Annotated in this window: 6 protein-coding genes, 1 tRNA gene and 1 pseudogene; 5 read left to right on the top strand and 3 right to left on the bottom strand. The window is 45.3% G+C overall.

What is annotated here, in order from left to right; all coding sequences use genetic code 11:
• Window positions 1–52: 52 nt before the first annotated feature.
• Both ACOTZF_RS02540 and ACOTZF_RS02545 read left to right on the top strand, forming a co-directional pair.
• Window positions 53–137: transfer RNA gene (locus ACOTZF_RS02540), tRNA-Leu, on the top strand.
• Between the two features lie 198 nt (window positions 138–335).
• Window positions 336–1607, top strand: a pseudogene (locus ACOTZF_RS02545) (tyrosine-type recombinase/integrase).
• Between the two features lie 88 nt (window positions 1608–1695).
• On the opposite strand, the gene zorE reads toward ACOTZF_RS02545, so the two are convergent.
• Genes zorE through zorA2 form a run of 3 tightly spaced genes read right to left on the bottom strand, consistent with a single transcriptional unit; the run spans window position 1696 to window position 5157 of the window.
• Complete coding sequence (zorE, locus tag ACOTZF_RS02550; RefSeq protein WP_038981703.1) at window positions 1696–2787, bottom strand: type II Zorya anti-phage system protein ZorE; 1092 nt, start codon at window positions 2785–2787, stop codon at window positions 1696–1698.
• Window positions 2788–2790: 3 nt separating this feature from the next.
• Window positions 2791–3498 (bottom strand): type II Zorya anti-phage system protein ZorB2, encoded by a 708-nt coding sequence (gene zorB2, locus ACOTZF_RS02555; RefSeq protein WP_023343022.1) that lies wholly within the window; start codon window positions 3496–3498, stop codon window positions 2791–2793.
• 6 nt (window positions 3499–3504) lie between these two features.
• A complete protein-coding gene (gene zorA2 / locus ACOTZF_RS02560; protein ID WP_038981704.1) occupies window positions 3505–5157 on the bottom strand; it encodes a type II Zorya anti-phage system protein ZorA2 in 1653 nt (550 codons plus the stop codon).
• A 213-nt stretch (window positions 5158–5370) separates the two neighbouring features.
• Here zorA2 and ACOTZF_RS02565 point away from each other — a divergent pair, with 213 nt between their 5' ends.
• From ACOTZF_RS02565 to ACOTZF_RS02575, 3 genes are all read left to right on the top strand, one after another.
• On the top strand, window positions 5371–8730 hold the full coding sequence (locus ACOTZF_RS02565; RefSeq protein WP_129253161.1) for an STY4851/ECs_5259 family protein: 3360 nt from the start codon (window positions 5371–5373) through the stop codon (window positions 8728–8730).
• Complete coding sequence (locus ACOTZF_RS02570; protein WP_038981708.1) at window positions 8730–15056, top strand: DEAD/DEAH box helicase; 6327 nt, start codon at window positions 8730–8732, stop codon at window positions 15054–15056. Before ACOTZF_RS02565 ends, ACOTZF_RS02570 begins: the two co-directional genes overlap by 1 nt.
• Window positions 15057–15280: 224 nt before the next feature.
• Window positions 15281–18139, top strand: coding sequence for a DEAD/DEAH box helicase (locus ACOTZF_RS02575; RefSeq protein WP_038981710.1), 2859 nt, complete (start codon window positions 15281–15283; stop codon window positions 18137–18139).
• Window position 18140: the final 1 nt, after the last annotated feature.

The raw sequence follows: 18140 nt of genomic DNA on the forward strand, positions 1-18140 counted from the left end.
CATGGCGGCGCGCGACAGGTATAATCCACAACGTTTCCGCATCCCCTTCAGTGCCGAAGTGGCGAAATCGGTAGACGCAGTTGATTCAAAATCAACCGTAGAAATACGTGCCGGTTCGAGTCCGGCCTTCGGCACCATCGGAACATCAATAGACGTCAACGGACGTCTTTTTTTGTGCCTGAAATCCAGTATCCGCAAGGCTTTCCTCGCTTTTTCATTCAACCTAAGTCAACCTGATTAAATCTACATCAACTTACTTATGTTGGTACATCTGCCGGAATATTCCGGTTCGATTATGTTTATACTCACGCAGAACCCTTGAAAAGATACTCATCATGGCTCTGAATGAAGTGAAGGTTCGTTAAGCTAAGCCTGAAGCAAAAGATAAACTTACTGACGTTGAAGCCATGGTTTTGCTGGTTCACCCTAACGGCTCCAAATACTGGCGACTGCGTTATCGCCTCGGCGGCAAAGAGAAGATGCTGGCGCTGGGGAAATACCCCGAAGTCTCGCTGGCGGATGCACGGGCTCGCAGGGATGAGGCCCGTAAGCTATTAGCGAATGGCGTCGATCCTGGTGAGAACAAGAAAGTCGTTAAGGTAGAGCAAGAGCAAGAGGCGATAACATTTGAAGTGGTTGCCAGAGACTGGCACGCCAGCAATCAGAAGTGGTCTGCATCACATAGCGCTCGTGTATTGAAAAGCCTGGAAGATAATCTCTTCGCTGCTATCGGTAAGCGGAACATTGCTGAGTTGAAGACACGGGATTTGCTTGTACCCATCAAAGCGGTGGAGTCATCCGGGAGTCTTGAGGTCACCGCCCGTTAACAGCAGCGTACTACCGCGATTATGCGCTTTGCTGTGCAGAGCGGCTTAATCGACTACAACCCAGCGCAAGAGATTGCTGGTGCGGTTGCTATGGCGAAAAGACAGCATCGCGCTGAACTAGAGCTTAATCGCATTCCTGAACTACTTCATCGCATTGATCACTACTCTGGCAGACCGTTAACCCGACTGGCGGTTGAGCTCACTTTGTTGGTTTTCATCCGTTCAAGCGAGCTGCGATTTGCCCGTTGGTCAGAAGTGGATTTTGAAACAGCTATGTGGACGATCCCGGGCGAGCGTGAGCCACTGGAAGGAGTTAAGCATTCTCAGCGTGGTTCGAAGATGCGGACTCCACATCTTGTTCCCTTATCGCGTCAGGCCTTAGCGGTTTTGGAAAAGATCAAAAGTATGAGCGGGAATCGAGAGCTGATCTTCGTTGGCGATCACGATCCGCGTAAACCCATGAGTGAAAACACGGTGAACAAGGCTCTGAGAGTGATGGGCTATGACACGAAAACGGAAGTATGTGGGCATTGGTTCAGGACAATGGCGTGTAGTTCTTTGATTGAATCGGGATTGTGGTCGAGGGATGCAGTAGAGCGTCAGATGAGTCATCAGGAACGTAACTCTGTACGTGCGGCTTATATTCATAAGGCTGAACACTTGGGGGAGCGTAGGTTGATGTTGCAGTGGTGGGCGGATTATCTGGATGCGAATCGGGAGAAGCAGACTTCACCATTTGATTATTCTACGATTTACAAACAGTCTTTTGACGATAGATAAATATGAATTATTAAGAGAACCCAAGTCAAAATTTACAGAGATTAGTATTAATAATCAACTGCTGTTTGTTCAGACTTGGGTTGTATAATTAGAAAATAACCCCTGCTTGTATTTCTTTAACGAGTTCTCCCACGGAGAATACTTTCCAACCATCGACTTTTACCGGTGTTAAATTTACTGCAATTTTTGAAACCGGCCAGGCAGCTTCTACGGTGGCAATAATTTCATGCTCCGCGTTTTGTAAGTCTAATCCCGGAACTGGTGGCGGGTATCCTTTGTGTTGCATAATGTTTATATCACCATGAATCGATGGATCTGTCAGATCGTAAATATCCTTCCAGGATTCAGCCTTCAAAAGCCCTTGTTGGGAACGTAAGCGTTGAATGATTGCCATGTCAGCCTGAGTGACAAATATTCCTTCGTGCAAAGGTTGCTTTCGATGGCAATCTTTACACAAGACGAGTAGATTTTCAGCTGAGTTATCATATTTAATACCATTTTTGTGGTGAACATCGCATAGACTTTTCATGGACATTAAATTCACACCACAATCACTACATTTGTAGTTAGCTTGTTCTCGAGTAGTTCTGGATATATCCTTCCAATTTTCTACATAGCCGCTATTTGATTTATCATAGATTCCTTTAGGCATATGGCGAAAGCAGGTACTATAATCTGAAAAAAATTCATTCAAAGAAAATGATTTAAATATTACTCTTTTCTGTTGTTTATCTATACTTCCTTTGTAATTAAGGCGTTCTAGGCAGTTCATACAAACTTTAAGAGCGACATCTTGGCTCCGACCGAGCCCATCATCAATTTCAAATAAGCCATCAACACGATTTGTTGCATGATACCGTTCAAATCGATTTTTTTGGCGCATGTCATCTAATGTTCTACACCAGGCAATATGAAATCGCTTCCCTTTCTCTCCATCTTCAATAGCCGCATCATAACGTCCGGTATGGTCTCTAATATACAAAAGAACCTGTCTCCCTTGGTAGGAAATAAGACCACTGCCGGGATCAAGATCTTCAATTCTAACTTCTTTACCTGCAGAAAGTTCGATATCAATTGGATCAAAAACTACAGGCGTTTCGTCAAGAAAAAAATCTACGCCTTCCGGCAACATTTTTCTTCCTAACTGAATAAGTTCAGAAATGTCGATAGATAATTTCATCTCTTACTCCTGAATTATTTTTCTAATCTGCAACTCGGCATTTGTTACAACTTTAAATGTTACTCGGCGAGAGCGATTGGGATCTTCTTTACCAGATTTATCAAGAATAGGGTGTGCGGAAGAATATCCAACGGCAGCAAATTTACTTTTTACCCACTTCTGGTGTGCTGCGCTTTCTTTTAAACCATAGACATACTGCAGTACTGCTCGTGTTCGCCCTTGCGAGAGTTCCATGTTATTAAAATAGGCCATGTCAGAATTGGACGCTCCAGTCCAGTCAGTACTTGTATGTCCCTCAATACGTACTTCAGTAATATGTTCCTGGTAGTTATCAAGAACTTTAAGGTAGCGAGGGAAGAAATTATCAAGGATCTGTTTAAATTTTGGCTTAAGCTCTGTGCTACCTAAACCAAATAAGACATCGGGTGATTTGAAACGGACCTCAAGAGTTTGTTTGTCAATTTCAGCATCCCAAGCTGGCAAATCCTTTGTAAACTCAGTTTCTAGTGCATTATAGAGTTGAAGTTGAGCATTTTCATAGGCGACAGCCACTTCTTTAATTTTTTCTTTTTCAATACGCACATAGTGCATGTAGGCGATAGAAATAAACATAAATACCATCATCAGACCTGCCATTAAATCTGACATTGAAACCCAATGTTCATTATCTTGATCTTTTTTAGGGGCCTGCTTGCCAAGGATTTTATCCATTAGCAATTATCCTCGTTTTTGATTAGCAGAAATTAATGTTTGCAGTTGTCCCATGACAGCTTGATACTCTTTGAGTAGTCGCTCGTAGTTACCGACAAAACCTTTGCTGATTGAGAGCAGAGCATTCCCTAGTGATTGCATCTCACGATTCATTTCGCGCTCTGTTGCTTGCTCAAAAGCATGTAACTGCTCGTTAATTGAACTACCAAATTTCTCAATTGACTCTTTCACCTGAGATGTCAGTCCCGCGCTTGCTTTATCAAACGAAGATTGCATTGAACCAAACATGTTATCGGCATTGCTAGATAATTGTTGATTAAATTTCTCACCTGTCTTACTGAACATATCAATAACATTAGTAGTGTTTTGTTCCATATTTCGATGCAATTCTCTTGAGTGTGTTTCCAGAGATTTCAGGAACTCATCACCACTTTGTTTCATCTCCGTAATAGTGTCTCCTAGCGTGCTGGTAAGAGTTTCAGAGGAATTGCTGACATCATGCGCCATTGATGCAAAAGCTTGCTGTGTCTGAGTCACTGATTGTCTGAAACCTTCAGTGCCTTCATCAAGGGCAACTCGCATCGAATCAGCATTGATAAGTATCTGCTGACTGGTTTGTTCAAGAGACGCGCTGACATTCGCGGCACCTAATTTTAAGAGTTCACCCACTTCAGACATTTTTGTTTGAATTTCAGGTAAAACATCAGTTGCCTTATCGCGTATGGCGACAAAGGTTTCCAGATGACGGGAGAGTTCACCAATTTGGTGCTGATTCACTTGCAGCACGTCACGAAGCTCAGCCATCGCAAGAGGAATCTCTTTGCATTCTTCCCAGATCCCTGCGACAGCTTTTCTGGTTTCGACTAAAGATTCAACACTTTGTTGGTATTGCTCACCCATCTGCTCAACTTGGTTTTTATAGTTTTCCTGCCAGTCGACAAGTTTTTTTACAGAAGTATCAAGTGCTTTGAAATTCTCACCGAATTGTTCAGTTAAATTATTGTTGAAATCAATAATAACTTGCCTAAGGGCATCGATAATTTGTTCGGTTGCTCCTTTTGCCATCAGGTCTGCAAATTGCTGTAATTGTTCCCAGAGCTTATTGCTGAAATTAGAATGGTTAGATATTTGTGCCCGGGAGGTATCACTGATTTCATTACGCAGTAGTTTTATTTGGGCAACAATGGAACCCTCTTCGCTACCACTCATGCCAGCGATTAATTTCACTAAATGCTTATTTTGCTCTTTTAATTCTTGATGGATATGCTCAGGAGTAACCGACGCTGGAATATCCGCCTCCAATTGACGACGTTTATTGGCAAAAAAGAAAGCATCTAATCCATTAAACAAAATTGCGAAAAACATTCCAACAATACTGGTAATGAATGCTGTTTTAAGACCTCCTAATAATACCGGGATGCTGGTATCAATGCTTTCAGTATTAAAATTAAGCAATCCAATAATGATACCGATAAAAGTACCCAGTATGCCTAATGCTCCCATTAATGTTGGAGCATACTCTCGGAATTTGTTATGAATGTTTTTATGATCACACCACCATGCAGCACAAAATACAAAGATAACAGCCCAAATAAAAATGTTTGTGACGAGTGTGGAATCAATTGATTGAAACAAATGTTCAAAAAGCTGAGCTAACATTGTTATTCCTGTAATAATCACAATTAGTAATGCTGGTGTAAAAATTGTATGTACACCTTGTAAAGTATAAGGTCTTTATGCTGGTGAAACTTCGTTGATTCTATCAACTTTCGCCAAGATATACATGATTTCTGTCATATTTGGTGGGTCTCAGGCGTTGAGCTTTCATGAAATCATAGTAATCTGTTACGAATTGTATCAATCGAAGGCTGGTTGCTTGTGAAAACTCCAGTTAACCCACTCTTGCGATGGCTCAATGCATTTTTTAGCAGTCGCTCATTACCCGGAGCTGATGGTAGGGCGCTGTATGCTTACCGTTGTCATGATGCAGAGTATGAAAGTTTGACTGCTCTTCTTCGTGCCCATGTTCCACGTAACTACCCTAAAACCATATTCATTTCTTACAGTGATGTTTTGTTCAGCATATACGCCGCTGAGTTTATCCGCCGTAACCATACTGCAGGACATCCAAGATGGGACGTTATTTTAGAATCGATTGGCTGGAAGGTACCTTACGCACATCGGCAAAAGCTGGTAAATGATGGGATTCGTTACTGGAAAAGAAAGGTGAGAAGTCTGGGTCAAGCATCGGGTTATCTGCATACTCTGGCTTGCGAAGGCGGTTTGCCCATCCGGATGATTGAAAATGAAAGTGGCTATTTAATAACCTATTTCAGACGAATTTATCAGGCACTACGCGGGCAATCGTCAAGGCGTCCTGCGGAGATAATCGCACAAGAACTGGGCGACACTATTCCTGTGACAATGCAAAATGAACTCGTCTACGAAATAGCTGGTGAATTTTGCGAGACACTTCATACGTTACTCAATGAGCATACCACTCATGGTCAGGACCCCGTATCCTCACTACGCAAACAATATCCTGACTGGCATCTTCAACTTCCGTTGGTTCTCCCGGAAGAGAATGCCTCAGAGATTGTAAGACGACTACTTTCTCAATCTTCAGAGCCCCGTATATCAAGCAATGTGCTGGTTGAAAGGATATGGATTGATGTTGATGACAGTTGGTATTGCGATGCCCGGTTTCGATTTCCGGCCACAATGCGCACTGAACAGCTAATATCCCTGTTTGAAAGCAATATTCAGCCGGAACAAACACGACTCATCATTTCTGCAAAATGGAGAAATGGTGGGGCCCGGTTGGCAATGCTAAGCCGTTATGAACAGCAAGATTGGCGAGTGGAGTTATTACCCTTCGCTATGCAAAAACTCTCTGGGGCAGATGCGATGACCGAAATATCGTTGTCGCTCCATGAAGGGCCGATTCTGCTAGGTCACGTAATTCCCAAAGGGGGTTATGAGCTTACCGAAGATTTACCATGGGTTTTTGAAGCGATGAATGAGAGCGAGTCGCAGTTAAAACTTGTCGGCATGGGATCTGTTAGTTCCAGGCAAAACTCTCTTTTTATTTCGCTACCGACAAATAGTCATTTGGATATTAGTGGAGAAGGTGAGTTTGATATCCCGAGGTTGCTGAAAAATAGTGAACGTAGCTTAACTAAAATAAGCGGAGTATTCAGCGTTGTTTTACATGATGGCGCAGTTTGTACGATTCGCACGCAGCAACTTTATGATTCTGCGATTGAGTATTATATAAAGCCGACAGAGATCGATCTGGTAAAATCTGATTATCCTGTCCATCGTGCCTGGCCAAAGATCGGCTGGAAAAAGGATATGCAGCATGGCATTGTCCCAGAGAACGAACTTTTTTGGCGATCTATTCGTTCAGGTAACAACTATTGGTTTTCTGTCGCATCAGTAATGCCGAAAGGGCAGATAGAAGTCAGGCGAATAGTCAATGGTGAGGTTTTATTTAGCGGTAAAGTTGTGATTTTGCCAGCAGATTTCGATATTCAAATTATTCCCGAGACTGCTCAGCAAGGAGTTATTGTACTCTCTGGTATAACGGATGCAAGGGTTGATAAATATTCAAACAATGAAAAAGTAACACTTAAATCAGATTATTTGCAAAACGAGTGTGTTATTGATTGTAATTCATCACAGATGCTAGAGAGCACCATCAATTTACGAGTATCCTGGAAAGATGGTTCTAATCTTAAATTGTTATTACCTAAGCCCGTTAGCGGTGGACGGTTTGTAAGTAATGATGGTTCTGTTCATTTTGACGGTGTTGCATCTATAGCACATTTGCATGGCGTGGACGCTGAGCTGTTAACAATATCTTGTGCCGGGAAAGGATATCTTAATATCGAGTTGTTGGATGAAAACCCGATGTCAGAAAAATTTCATTATTTACATGCGGATATTACATTGTTATCTGGCCGTAATGAAAAATTGCAACAGATTTCACTTTATGAGAATTATAATCTGCTGAACGCCATGCTTGCATGTGCATGGAAAAATGATAGTACATTACGTGTTGATTTTTACTCTGACAGATTTGGTAAGGACAAAACAACACTCAATATTAAACGCTACGATGGCCGTTTTATTGAGGGTGATGAAAGATTGCTGGTTGATATAAAAGATTCTATTGTTTTTCCTTACCATAAAATAGACGACATGGTTGTTGAAGCCATTTCTCTTAATACTCCTGACTTATGCACAGTCCTGCTGAACAAAGATGAGTCTGGTTATGATTTCTCGACGTTGAATAATCAAGATGGCCCATGGTTAATTGTGGGTAAAATTGATGGTGCAATTCGTATTGCACCAGTGATTAAATGGATGCTACCTACATTACAGACAGATGATTTATTTCTAAATGCTATATGTAACGCAGAGCCAGAACAACGTAAGGAATATTATAATGCTCTGTTTTTGGAAGTGAAGAATAATCCTTTGCAAAACTCTTGTTCTTTGTTGGTTGATTACATTAAAAAATACAAGCTGAATAATAACTTGCCTTTACTTGAACTGGATTTATTTAGAGAGATTTCGAGTAATTATTGCGTGGTTGTTCAGTTGCTAATATCGTCATGTCTTTCTGGGGATAGTGATACTATTTATGATATACAGGAGGAATTGCCCTTCTCATGGGGGTGGATTCCTGTTTCAATATGGAAAGACGTCTTTGAACAGTGTTGGTATTCTCTGGAAAATCAGATTAATGATAAAGCGTTTGCATTAAATATACTACAACCATTTATTGCATTTATAAATCATCGAGCGCATATCGATCGCCGATTAGTTCCCATCGCTAATATGTTGCTTACACATAGTGAAATATTACCTGCAGGTTGCACTGTATTGCCATCGGTAAGCCGTGAGCAGTTTAATGATGCCAAACAGATGCTATTAAGAAACCCAAATAGTTTTGGTCGTGTCAGTATTTTTTCTAAAGAGCTTTGGGATAGTGCTATTGATCCAGATCTTAAATCTTTTTTTAATAAATTTTGGATCGAAAACACTTATCACACTCGTTTTGAAAAACGGTTTAATTTGATGTTAGTCGCGGCGCTGCTCTCCCAAAGAAACAATAAACTTATGCATCAGCTAACTGCGCTTTTTGAATTTCACTATCAGCAAGCCCCGCAGCAATTGGGGGTTATCTATCAGTATTATTTTGAGCAAGCAGGAGTATGTCATTGATGAACGTTCAGCAACTGCATTATGCGCCACTTCTAAATCAGCTTCATCAGCGAGCGGTGAGGTCGGTGGTAAGTCAGCTGGCATTGCGGAGCAAGTCGTTGAGTCAATATCTGGAATCTCAATATTTCCAGCCCCCAGGTCAGGGGGGATCACTGCTTGCAGATCCGGTATTTGAAAGCACGTTTGGATGGATGCCTGCGGATGAAACAATGGAGGATTTGCGTGACAAACTGATATCCAGCCCGCTGGTTGATGCATTGAGCAATGCGCCAGTGCCGTTTCGTCATCAGCTAACTGCGTGGCGAACGATTCTTGAAGACAAGCAGTCCCTATTAGTGAGCAGTGGTACAGGGTCAGGAAAAACAGAATGTTTTATGGTGCCGGTGCTGGAAGATCTTATTCGTCAGCAAAGTTTGACCCGACAGTCACTAACAGGGACGCAGGCTATTTTCTTGTATCCGTTGAATGCGTTAATAAATAGCCAGCAGGAGCGGCTTCGCGAGTGGACTCGTGGGTTTAAAGGAAAAATACGTTTCGCACTATATAATGGCGAAACACGGCATACCAAATTTGAAGTTCAGGAAGACCAGCTCAAAGCACCTGAACAGGCATTGAGTCGGGAAGCCATTTATGAAGCCCCACCATCCATCATGGTGACGAATACCACGATGCTGGAATATATGCTGATTCGTCGCAAAGATGCCCCTATCATTGAAAAGTCCCAGGGAATGCTGAAGTATATCGTCCTTGATGAGGCTCACAGTTATATTGGCTCTCAGGCAGCTGAGTTGGCGCTGCTTTTACGTCGCGTCATGCAGGCCTTCAATGTTGGACCTGGTACAGATAAACCTGTGCAAATCATTGCTACCTCGGCCACTATTGGTGAAGATTCTCCTGAAGGTAATAAAGAACTTGCTAAATTTGTTGCCGATCTCGCGGGGGCCACAGAACGTGATGTAAAAGTAGTTCGCGGCTATCGACAAATACCGCCGATATCGGAGTCTCTTATTCGTCATGAATATCCCACATCTTTAGCATTTCTTAACTCACTAAGTTCTCAGGAACTTTACCAACAGCTGTGCCATTACCGTGTGGCCCAGCAATTGCGTCAGGCGTTAACTCGTCCCGGACGCCTGGCGGTACGTTTGAGTGAATTGCTCAATGTTGCCAGAAGAACCTGGCCAGACATTAATCACCGTGAGCTGCTGCAGCTTCTCGATCTGATGGCGAAATCGCGAGAGGGTGAATCTAAATTTTCACTAGCTTTTACGCCATTACGTATGCATGGGTTTATCCGAACACTCGCGGGCCTATGGGCATGTTCAAATAAACAATGCGCACATAAAGCGAGTGAATTAGGTGAGAGTGACTGGCCATTTGGTCAGGTATGGTTTGAACAACGCCAATATTGTGACTGTGGTGCGCCTGTATTTGAAATCTTACGTTGCTCCGGGTGTGGTTCAGCTTATTTGTCTGCCAAGGAGGAAGTGCGCGGTGATGGAACGAGCTGGTTGGTGGCGCAACCTGCTGCTGCCGAAGAGGATGAGTTTGCTCTTGATCTCGATGTTTATTCTGATGATGAAGATAACAACGAATTAGAAAATAACTCCCAATTTGATCGTCTTATAGCGAGCGATGGTGAAAAATATATCATTTCACTGGAGGAAGCGACGGCGGGTAAAATCGACCGCGAGGCGCAAAAGCACTATGAGATAAATCTGCTAAGACCTGAATCTCGAGGTGAGGGACGCAATAATTCCTTTGCTTGTGTTTGTTGTGGTGACACCCAACGGAAAAATAATCCTTTGTTCCGTCCGCTTCGACTCGGTGCACCCTTTTTTTTAAATGAAATTATTCCTACTCTGCTTGAATTTTCGCCTTTACCGCAAACAAGAGAAGAGCAGTTAGGACCGTTTTATGGTCGACGTTTGCTCACCTTTACGGATTCACGTCAGGGAACCGCCCGTATCTCTGCCCGATTACAGCAGGACGCAGATAAAGCTACGTTACGAACCCTTTGTTATCAGGAACTGGCAAATATTAATGAGCCATCAGTAAAGCTCAGTCCGGCACATTGTGCATTGTTAGAGAGTTTTATTACCCAGTTTTCTATCCCTCCGTTAAAAAATTCCATCGACGCACTGAGAAAAGCGATGGTTTCGAATGAGAAGCTTAGCCCAGCAGACGTTCAGGCGCTTAGAATTATCGAGCCGATGGTTAGTTCCTTAAGTCAGGAACATGCTGAAGCAATGCAAATACTCCTCGTCAATTCAGGCAATCAGCAGAAGAAAACCATGTCGTGGCAAACTCTGTCTGAACAACTTGTTGGCAGTGTGGACCTTGCGGACAGAATGAGAGGCAGTTTTAAAGACTTGTCTGGACTTGAGCTTACTAAACAACAGTTTGCTGATTTTTGTTTATACAGTGAGTTTGGTCGCCGCCCTAAAAATGCCTGGACCCTCGAAAGTCTGGGGCTGGTGGCCATTCACTATCCATTTATTGATAAAGTCACAACCTGCCCGCAGGACTGGAAGACATTATTACCCGACCCCGATAAGCAATTACCGGAATGGCGTAATTTATTGAAGATTACCCTTGATTTCTTTATACGTGAAAACAGTGCCGTTTTTTACGAAAACGAGGAGTACCCTCGCTGGATGGGAGCACGTTTCCCGGTAAAAATGCTGCAGGGGCCAGATAAAAAATACAAAGGGCAGAAACGTGATCAACTTTGGCCACAAATACGCGATCGTCATTATAACCGGGTCATTAAGCTATTAATTGCTGTCTTTCCGGCAATACAGCCTGAGCAGGCTCACTGGAAAGCGCTGGTTAATTACTTAATGAATGAGGTCTGGGAAGCTATTCGACCATGCCTGCGTCAGTTTGAATCGGGTTATCAATTGGACATTAAACAACAAGCTGAATTTTACAGTCCAAAGCAAGTCTGGCGTTGCCCCTATACTCGCCGTGCGTTAGATGTCACTTTATTGGGTTATTCTCCGTATTTACCAGGTAGCAAAGAGATAGCACCTGAAAAAGCTGTATTGATTGAAATGCCTGAGCTTCCTGCGCGTCACTGGCGTTTATCTGGTGGTGGAGAAATGGCGCGAGAAGAGCGCCTGCACTGGCTGGAATGTAATGAACGCATTCAACATGCTCGGGAGGAGGGGGTATGGTCTACTCGCAGTGATCGATTGGCCCTGAAAGATAGCTGGTATCGTCTGGAGGAACACTCAGCGCAGCGAACACCAGAGAAGAACCAGTTTAATGAAAAACAATTTAAAGCAGGGAAAGTCAATGTGTTGAACTGTTCCACGACCATGGAAATGGGCGTGGATATTGGTGGTATGAGTTTGGTCGCGATGAATAACGTTCCTCCGGCTCCGGCGAATTATTTGCAGCGTGCTGGCCGTGCTGGCCGTCGCGGTGAAAGCGCATCTGCCGCCATTACGTTATGTAAAAACACCGCGCATGGAATGGAGGTATTCAAAGACCCTCTCTGGGCGTTCAACACCGTTGCGAGTGCCCCACGGGTTCGTTTTGGTAGCAGTAGTATTGTTCAGCGGCATGTTAACGCATTGGTTTTAGGTGCGTTTTTACGAGCTGAAGTTCCTGATGCGACAAAACTGAGTTGTAAATGGTTCTTTGAAGGTGATGAGAGCCAGTGTCTTCGTTTTCTCCATTGGTTAAATCATCAGGCCGATCAGCTGGCGGATAAACTTAAACGCCTTACCCAGGGAACTGTACTGATGTCATTGACGCCGCCACAGCTCTTGACTCGTACGCAAACGATGATGCAGCTGGTTGATACTCGTTGGAGAAGCCAACTTGCCATACTGTTGGAAAACATCGAAGCGTTGAAAACAGATAACAGCGCGTGGGAAGAAACGCCAGCAGGCAAAGCAATCACTTATCAGCTTCGTGATTATCGCGGTGCTTATCTGTTTTCTAAACTCATCAGTGAAGCGTTCCTGCCGGGTCATGGTTTCCCGGTTGGCGTGGTCAATTTCAATTATCTGACCGCGGATGAACTGGAAAGACGTCGCGCAATAAAAGCCACTCAGGCTGACCCTAATGAAGGGGGAGAAAACTTTTCTCGCCGCATTGAAAAACTGCCCAGCCGTGACCTGCCCACAGCATTACGTGAATATGCTCCTGGTGCTGATGTGGTATTGGGCGGAAAAGTATATCGTTCCTCGGGTATTATGCTTGGTAAAGTACTTGCCAGCGGGCAGGAGCTGTCTGGCGATCATCATATTCCGTGGTTCTGGCATTGCCGTAAATGCGGCGCGGGGGCGACCAGCGCCACCCGGCCTGTCGAATGTTGCCACTGCAAGGCAGATATACAGCAGCTTGATGTGAAGCGGTATTTACAGCCTGTCGGTTTCGCGACAGACATTCGTTATCAGGCACATAATGATGTATCCATGCCTGCGCAACTTCCCTGGAAAGATCCTCGTGTTCTTGTACCTTCTTCGGTATGGGTCTCCTTACCCGATGCTGGACTCGGACGTTACCGTTTTAGTCATAGCGGGGAATTGTTCCACTTTAGTGAGGGTGAATTTGGTCATGGCTACGCAATTTGTCTTTCCTGTGGCCGGGCAGAATCTCAAACCCAGCCCCAGCGTACTCCGGAGAATCTAAAGAACCCGGAGAAGGAAAATACACACTACCTGTTGAGAGGCGGTAGTAATGATCGGCAGGGGAACAATAAATTGTGCCACGGTCATGTTCATAAAGATCTGTGGTTGGGATATAGCAGCCGTACAGATATGGTTGAGCTGCAACTCAGTGATGATAGTGGCTTACTGATCAGGGATGATGTTGCCGCGCGTTCCCTTGCGGTTGCTTTGCGTGAAGGATTAGCGCATAAATTGGGTATCGAAAATACTGAGCTGGGCGTGACGACACAGCAAGCGCGCGATATCGATGGCTTCACTGGATATTCTATCTTTATTTACGATAATAATGCTGGTGGTGCGGGTTATGCAGTGCAATTGATCGATAATTGGTCGGATGTCTTTAATTACGCCAGAAAATTGCTCGATTGCAGCTGTGATAAATTCTGCCACCACTGCTTGCTCAGCTACGACAGTCAGCATTATGTCGGCAAATTAGATCGTCACCAGGCATTAACCCTGCTCACTAATCTTCGTCTACAGCGGCTTAATCTCGCGCCAGAATATCAGTACTTCGGAGAAAGTAGTCGGGTTGAAACCAACCCACTCAGTTTGCGTATTGCGCAATGCCTGAACAGCGAGGTTTATGATTCTTGCTCGTTGGTTCTTGCTGGGTCGCAGGAACAGTGGAGTTTTGCGCAATGGCCATTATTTAAAGAGTTACTCCAGTTTGCTTCCGCTGGGGGCAATGTTGAGTTGCTGATTGCCACGCAGCTGGAAAACTTAGCTGATAGCACCAGACATCAGCTTTCCGCGCTAGCGGCGATACCGGGTGAATGCTTGCAAGTGAAATCTATAGACACTGCGCAACTTGTGCAAGGGAATGGGCACTTACTGGCACAGGTCACTCGTGAGGGGCAAACCCAACAGTGGGCCGCTGCCGACAGTGCCACCGTTTCGCCCGGTGAATTATGGGGACAAAGCTCGGCATCGCCGGTAGTGACGATTAAAGGGGCGTCCAGAAAAACATTCTCGGGTCAGACTTTGAGTGCAGAAGACTTACTGCCAGCATTGCCCGCCGGGGCGGTACGCATCAATCTCAGCCAACAACTTGACGGTCAGGTGGAAGGTTTTGGTTCGCGTTTCTGGGCACTGATAGCTCAGCAGCATGCTGGCTGGAAGAAGGTTTTTACTAATCGACGCGAAATTACTCACGTCCATTATAGTGATCGTTATCTCAATAGCCCATTTACTGTACGTTTGTTAGGTGAAATTTTGACGGAATTGGTTGAACAGGGGCTGGCAGAACGTGCCGAACTCACTGTTTCAGTTAAAAAGTTAGAGTACAGTTCTCGCCAACACGATTCACTCTATAACGCATGGCTTGATGAGCAGGATCGCCAGCAAGTTATGACCACGTTGCTGGAAGAGGGCTACCTTGGGCCAGCCTGGTCAGGGAAAATCTCATGGTTAGCAGGAGATAATCAGAACACCGATCACGGACGTGAACTGACCGTGACCTTCAGCGATGGCAGTGAACATTATGTGTTGCTCGATATGGGACTGAGTTACTGGCGTTGTACAGGTGACACATTCTTCGATTTTTCAGGACGAATACCGAATCAGGTCGAGCGCCTGGCAACATGCCGGGCATTGGTTATAGCCCCGGATAATGGATTGAAGAGTTATATCATCGCAGGCTAAACGAATTCTCCCCCACCGACTCAGTGTGGGGGAGTTGACCCAGCTCACTTTTTAACTATCGCTGTTTGAAATTTATGCGTTATTTCTGCGTATTACATTCCATTTTATCCCCCCTGACGCCACCCTTCATGTTATCTTTAAGACCCTCTTTTTTATCGCAGTGTGCCGCACCACATCGCTCGGGATAGTGTTACCGCCACTGCCTCATACAGACAGAAAAACCGATGAATAAGCAAAATTATGCACCTGGGATGCGGGTGGTTATTCGTGATGCAGAGTGGCGCATTCGCCGGGCGGATGACAGCGGAGATGGTGGTTACCTGCTGACCTGTGATGGCATTTCGGAGCTGGTACGCGGTAAAGAAGGGCTGTTTCTGACAAAGCTGGAGCAAAAAGTCGAGATTCTTGATCCAGCAAAAACAAATTTGGTGGAAGATGAGTCAGCCAATTACCAGGCGGCTCAATTGTACATAGAGAGCCAGCTACGCCAACGCGTCCCGACTGACAGCAAAGTCCATTTTGGACATCAGGCTGCGATGGATTCCATGCCCTTTCAGCTCGATCCCACGCGCATGGCACTGGCGCAGCCGCGCCAGCGGATATTAATTGCTGATGCGGTAGGGCTGGGTAAAACGCTGGAAGCCGGTATCCTGGTTTCAGAGCTGATTCGCCGCGGACGTGGCAAACGCATTCTGGTGCTGGCGGTTAAATCCATGCTCACGCAATTCCAGAAAGAGTTCTGGAGCCGTTTTGCTATTCCGTTGACGCGGCTTGATTCCGCTGGTTTACAAAAGGTGCGTAACCGTATCCCAACCAACCACAACCCGTTTCACTATTTCGATAAGACCATTATCTCCATCGATACTCTGAAACAGGACATCGAATATCGCCACCACCTGGAAAATGCCTGGTGGGATATTATTGTTATCGATGAAGCGCATAACGTCGCTGAACGTGGGACCAGCTCCTTGCGCAGCAAACTGGCAAAATTGCTTGCCGGACGCAGCGATACGCTGATTATGCTCTCGGCCACGCCGCATGACGGTAAGGCTGAAAGTTTTGCCAGCCTGATGAATATGCTCGACCCGACGGCCATTGCTAATCCGAAAGAGTATGAATACGCCGATTTTGCCGATAAAAATCTGGTTGTGCGTCGCTTCAAAAAAGACGTAAAAGATCAGATGGCTGGCGAGTTTCCGGAACGTAATATCGTCAAATTGATGCGCCCGGCAACCGGAGCTGAAGAGGAAGCCTACCGCCGATTGGTTGAGAGTCAGTTCCGTGACGATGATGATGAAGACTCGCGGTCAAATAAAGGCCGCCTGTTCAAAATTACGCTCGAAAAAGCGTTGTTCTCTAGTCCAATGGCATGTGCCAGCGTGGTGGCTAACCGCCTGAAGCGGCTTGAGAACCGCAAAGAAATAAACAGTCAGAGCCAGATTAACGAATTAGAGTCACTGCTGCTGGCGCTCAATAATATTGATGCCAGTCAGTTCAGCAAGTATCAGTTATTGCTGGAGACCATCCGTAACGATCTCCGCTGGAAAGCGAATAACACGGAAGATCGTTTGGTGATCTTTACCGAGAGTATCAAAACGCTCGAGTTCCTTGAGCAGCAACTGCGTTCCGATCTCAAGCTGAAAGACGATCAGATTGACACGTTGCGAGGCGATCAGGGCGATACAGTTCTGATGGAAACCGTCGAAGCGTTTGGCAAATCCCAGTCTCCGCTGCGCCTGCTCATCTGCTCGGATGTCGCGTCTGAAGGTATCAACCTGCACCACCTCAGCCATAAAATGATTCACTTCGATATTCCGTGGTCGCTGATGGTATTCCAGCAGCGTAACGGACGTATTGACCGCTACGGACAAAAACACCAGCCACAGATCCGTTACTTGCTGACTGAAGCCAGTGAACCGCAGATCAACGGTGATATGCGCGTGCTGGAAGTGCTGATCAATAAAGACGAACAGGCGCAGAAGAATATCGGTGACAGCTCCGAATTTACCGGCAAATTTACCCAGGAAGAGGAAGAAGAGCAGGTTGCTGAATTCATGATGCAGGACGATGGTGCCAGCCTGTTCGATGATCTGTTGAATAGCAATGTCACTGAAAATACTGGAAACGACCTGTTTGGCGAAATCTGCAGCGCAGTGTCCAGCGATGCCTCAGCCGTGACCGAAAGCGACATTAGTCTGTTTGATAATGAGCAGGCATACTGCGAAAAAGCGCTAGGCTATCTGAAGGCCTGCGGCCAGACCGTGCAATACGATACCTTGCCTGATAACACCTTATCGCTGGTCGCACCGGAGGAGTTACGCCGTCGCTTTAACCAGTTACCGCCGGAAATTGCCCCGGAAAACTGGCAGCTTTATCTAAGCCAGGACAAAACTGTTATTACGGAAGCCATTTCGCGTGCGCGCGGTGAGCAACATGCCTGGCCCGATGTGCAGTATCTCTGGCAAATCAACCCGGTCGTACAGTGGTTAGACGACAAAATTCAATCCGCCTTTGGTCGCCACCAGGCTCCGATAATGCGCCTGCCGCACCTGTTTGAGCCAGATGAAGATCACTTCATCCTTTCCGGGCTGTTCCCGAACCGTAAGTCGCATCCGATGGTGAACCCGTGGCTGGTGGTGAGCTTTAACCGCGAAACGTTAAGCGGTAGCCTGCCTTTTTCTGAGTTCCTGAAACGACATCCGCAATTGAGAAGCAAACTGACTAACAGTGGTGGTAAAGATCGTAACCACCAACGCCAGCAGGTTCTGCTGGAAGCGGCAATCGCCCATGCGCGGGATGTGTTTGTTCACGATCGAAATGCTTTTGAGGAGCATATCAATCAGCAGCTCAGTGAACATCTGCAAAAGCTGGATGTTCTGCGTGGGCGTCAGCTGAATCAACTGGAGCTGGATTTTGCCGATAATAAACAACAGCTTTCAGTGAAACAGAGCCGCAAAGAACAGCGTCAGCGCGAAATCGAACACAATTTTGACAGCTATATCCAATGGATTGAGGACACCATGACCACCGAAAAAGAGCCCTACATCCAGGTTATTGCTGTAATCACCGGAGCGGAGGGCTAAT

The sequence above is a fragment of the Enterobacter cloacae complex sp. SHL021 genome (assembly GCF_049237765.1).
GTDB lineage: Bacteria > Pseudomonadota > Gammaproteobacteria > Enterobacterales > Enterobacteriaceae > Enterobacter > Enterobacter cloacae.

Coding starts and splice junctions, on each gene's coding strand:
- ACOTZF_RS02575 (WP_038981710.1), top strand. CDS start 15,281: ATGAATAAGCAAAATTATGCACCTGGGATGCGGGTGGTTATTCGTGAT.
- ACOTZF_RS02570 (WP_038981708.1), top strand. CDS start 8,730: ATGAACGTTCAGCAACTGCATTATGCGCCACTTCTAAATCAGCTTCAT.
- zorB2 (WP_023343022.1), bottom strand. CDS start 3,498: ATGGATAAAATCCTTGGCAAGCAGGCCCCTAAAAAAGATCAAGATAAT.
- zorE (WP_038981703.1), bottom strand. CDS start 2,787: ATGAAATTATCTATCGACATTTCTGAACTTATTCAGTTAGGAAGAAAA.
- zorA2 (WP_038981704.1), bottom strand. CDS start 5,157: ATGTTAGCTCAGCTTTTTGAACATTTGTTTCAATCAATTGATTCCACA.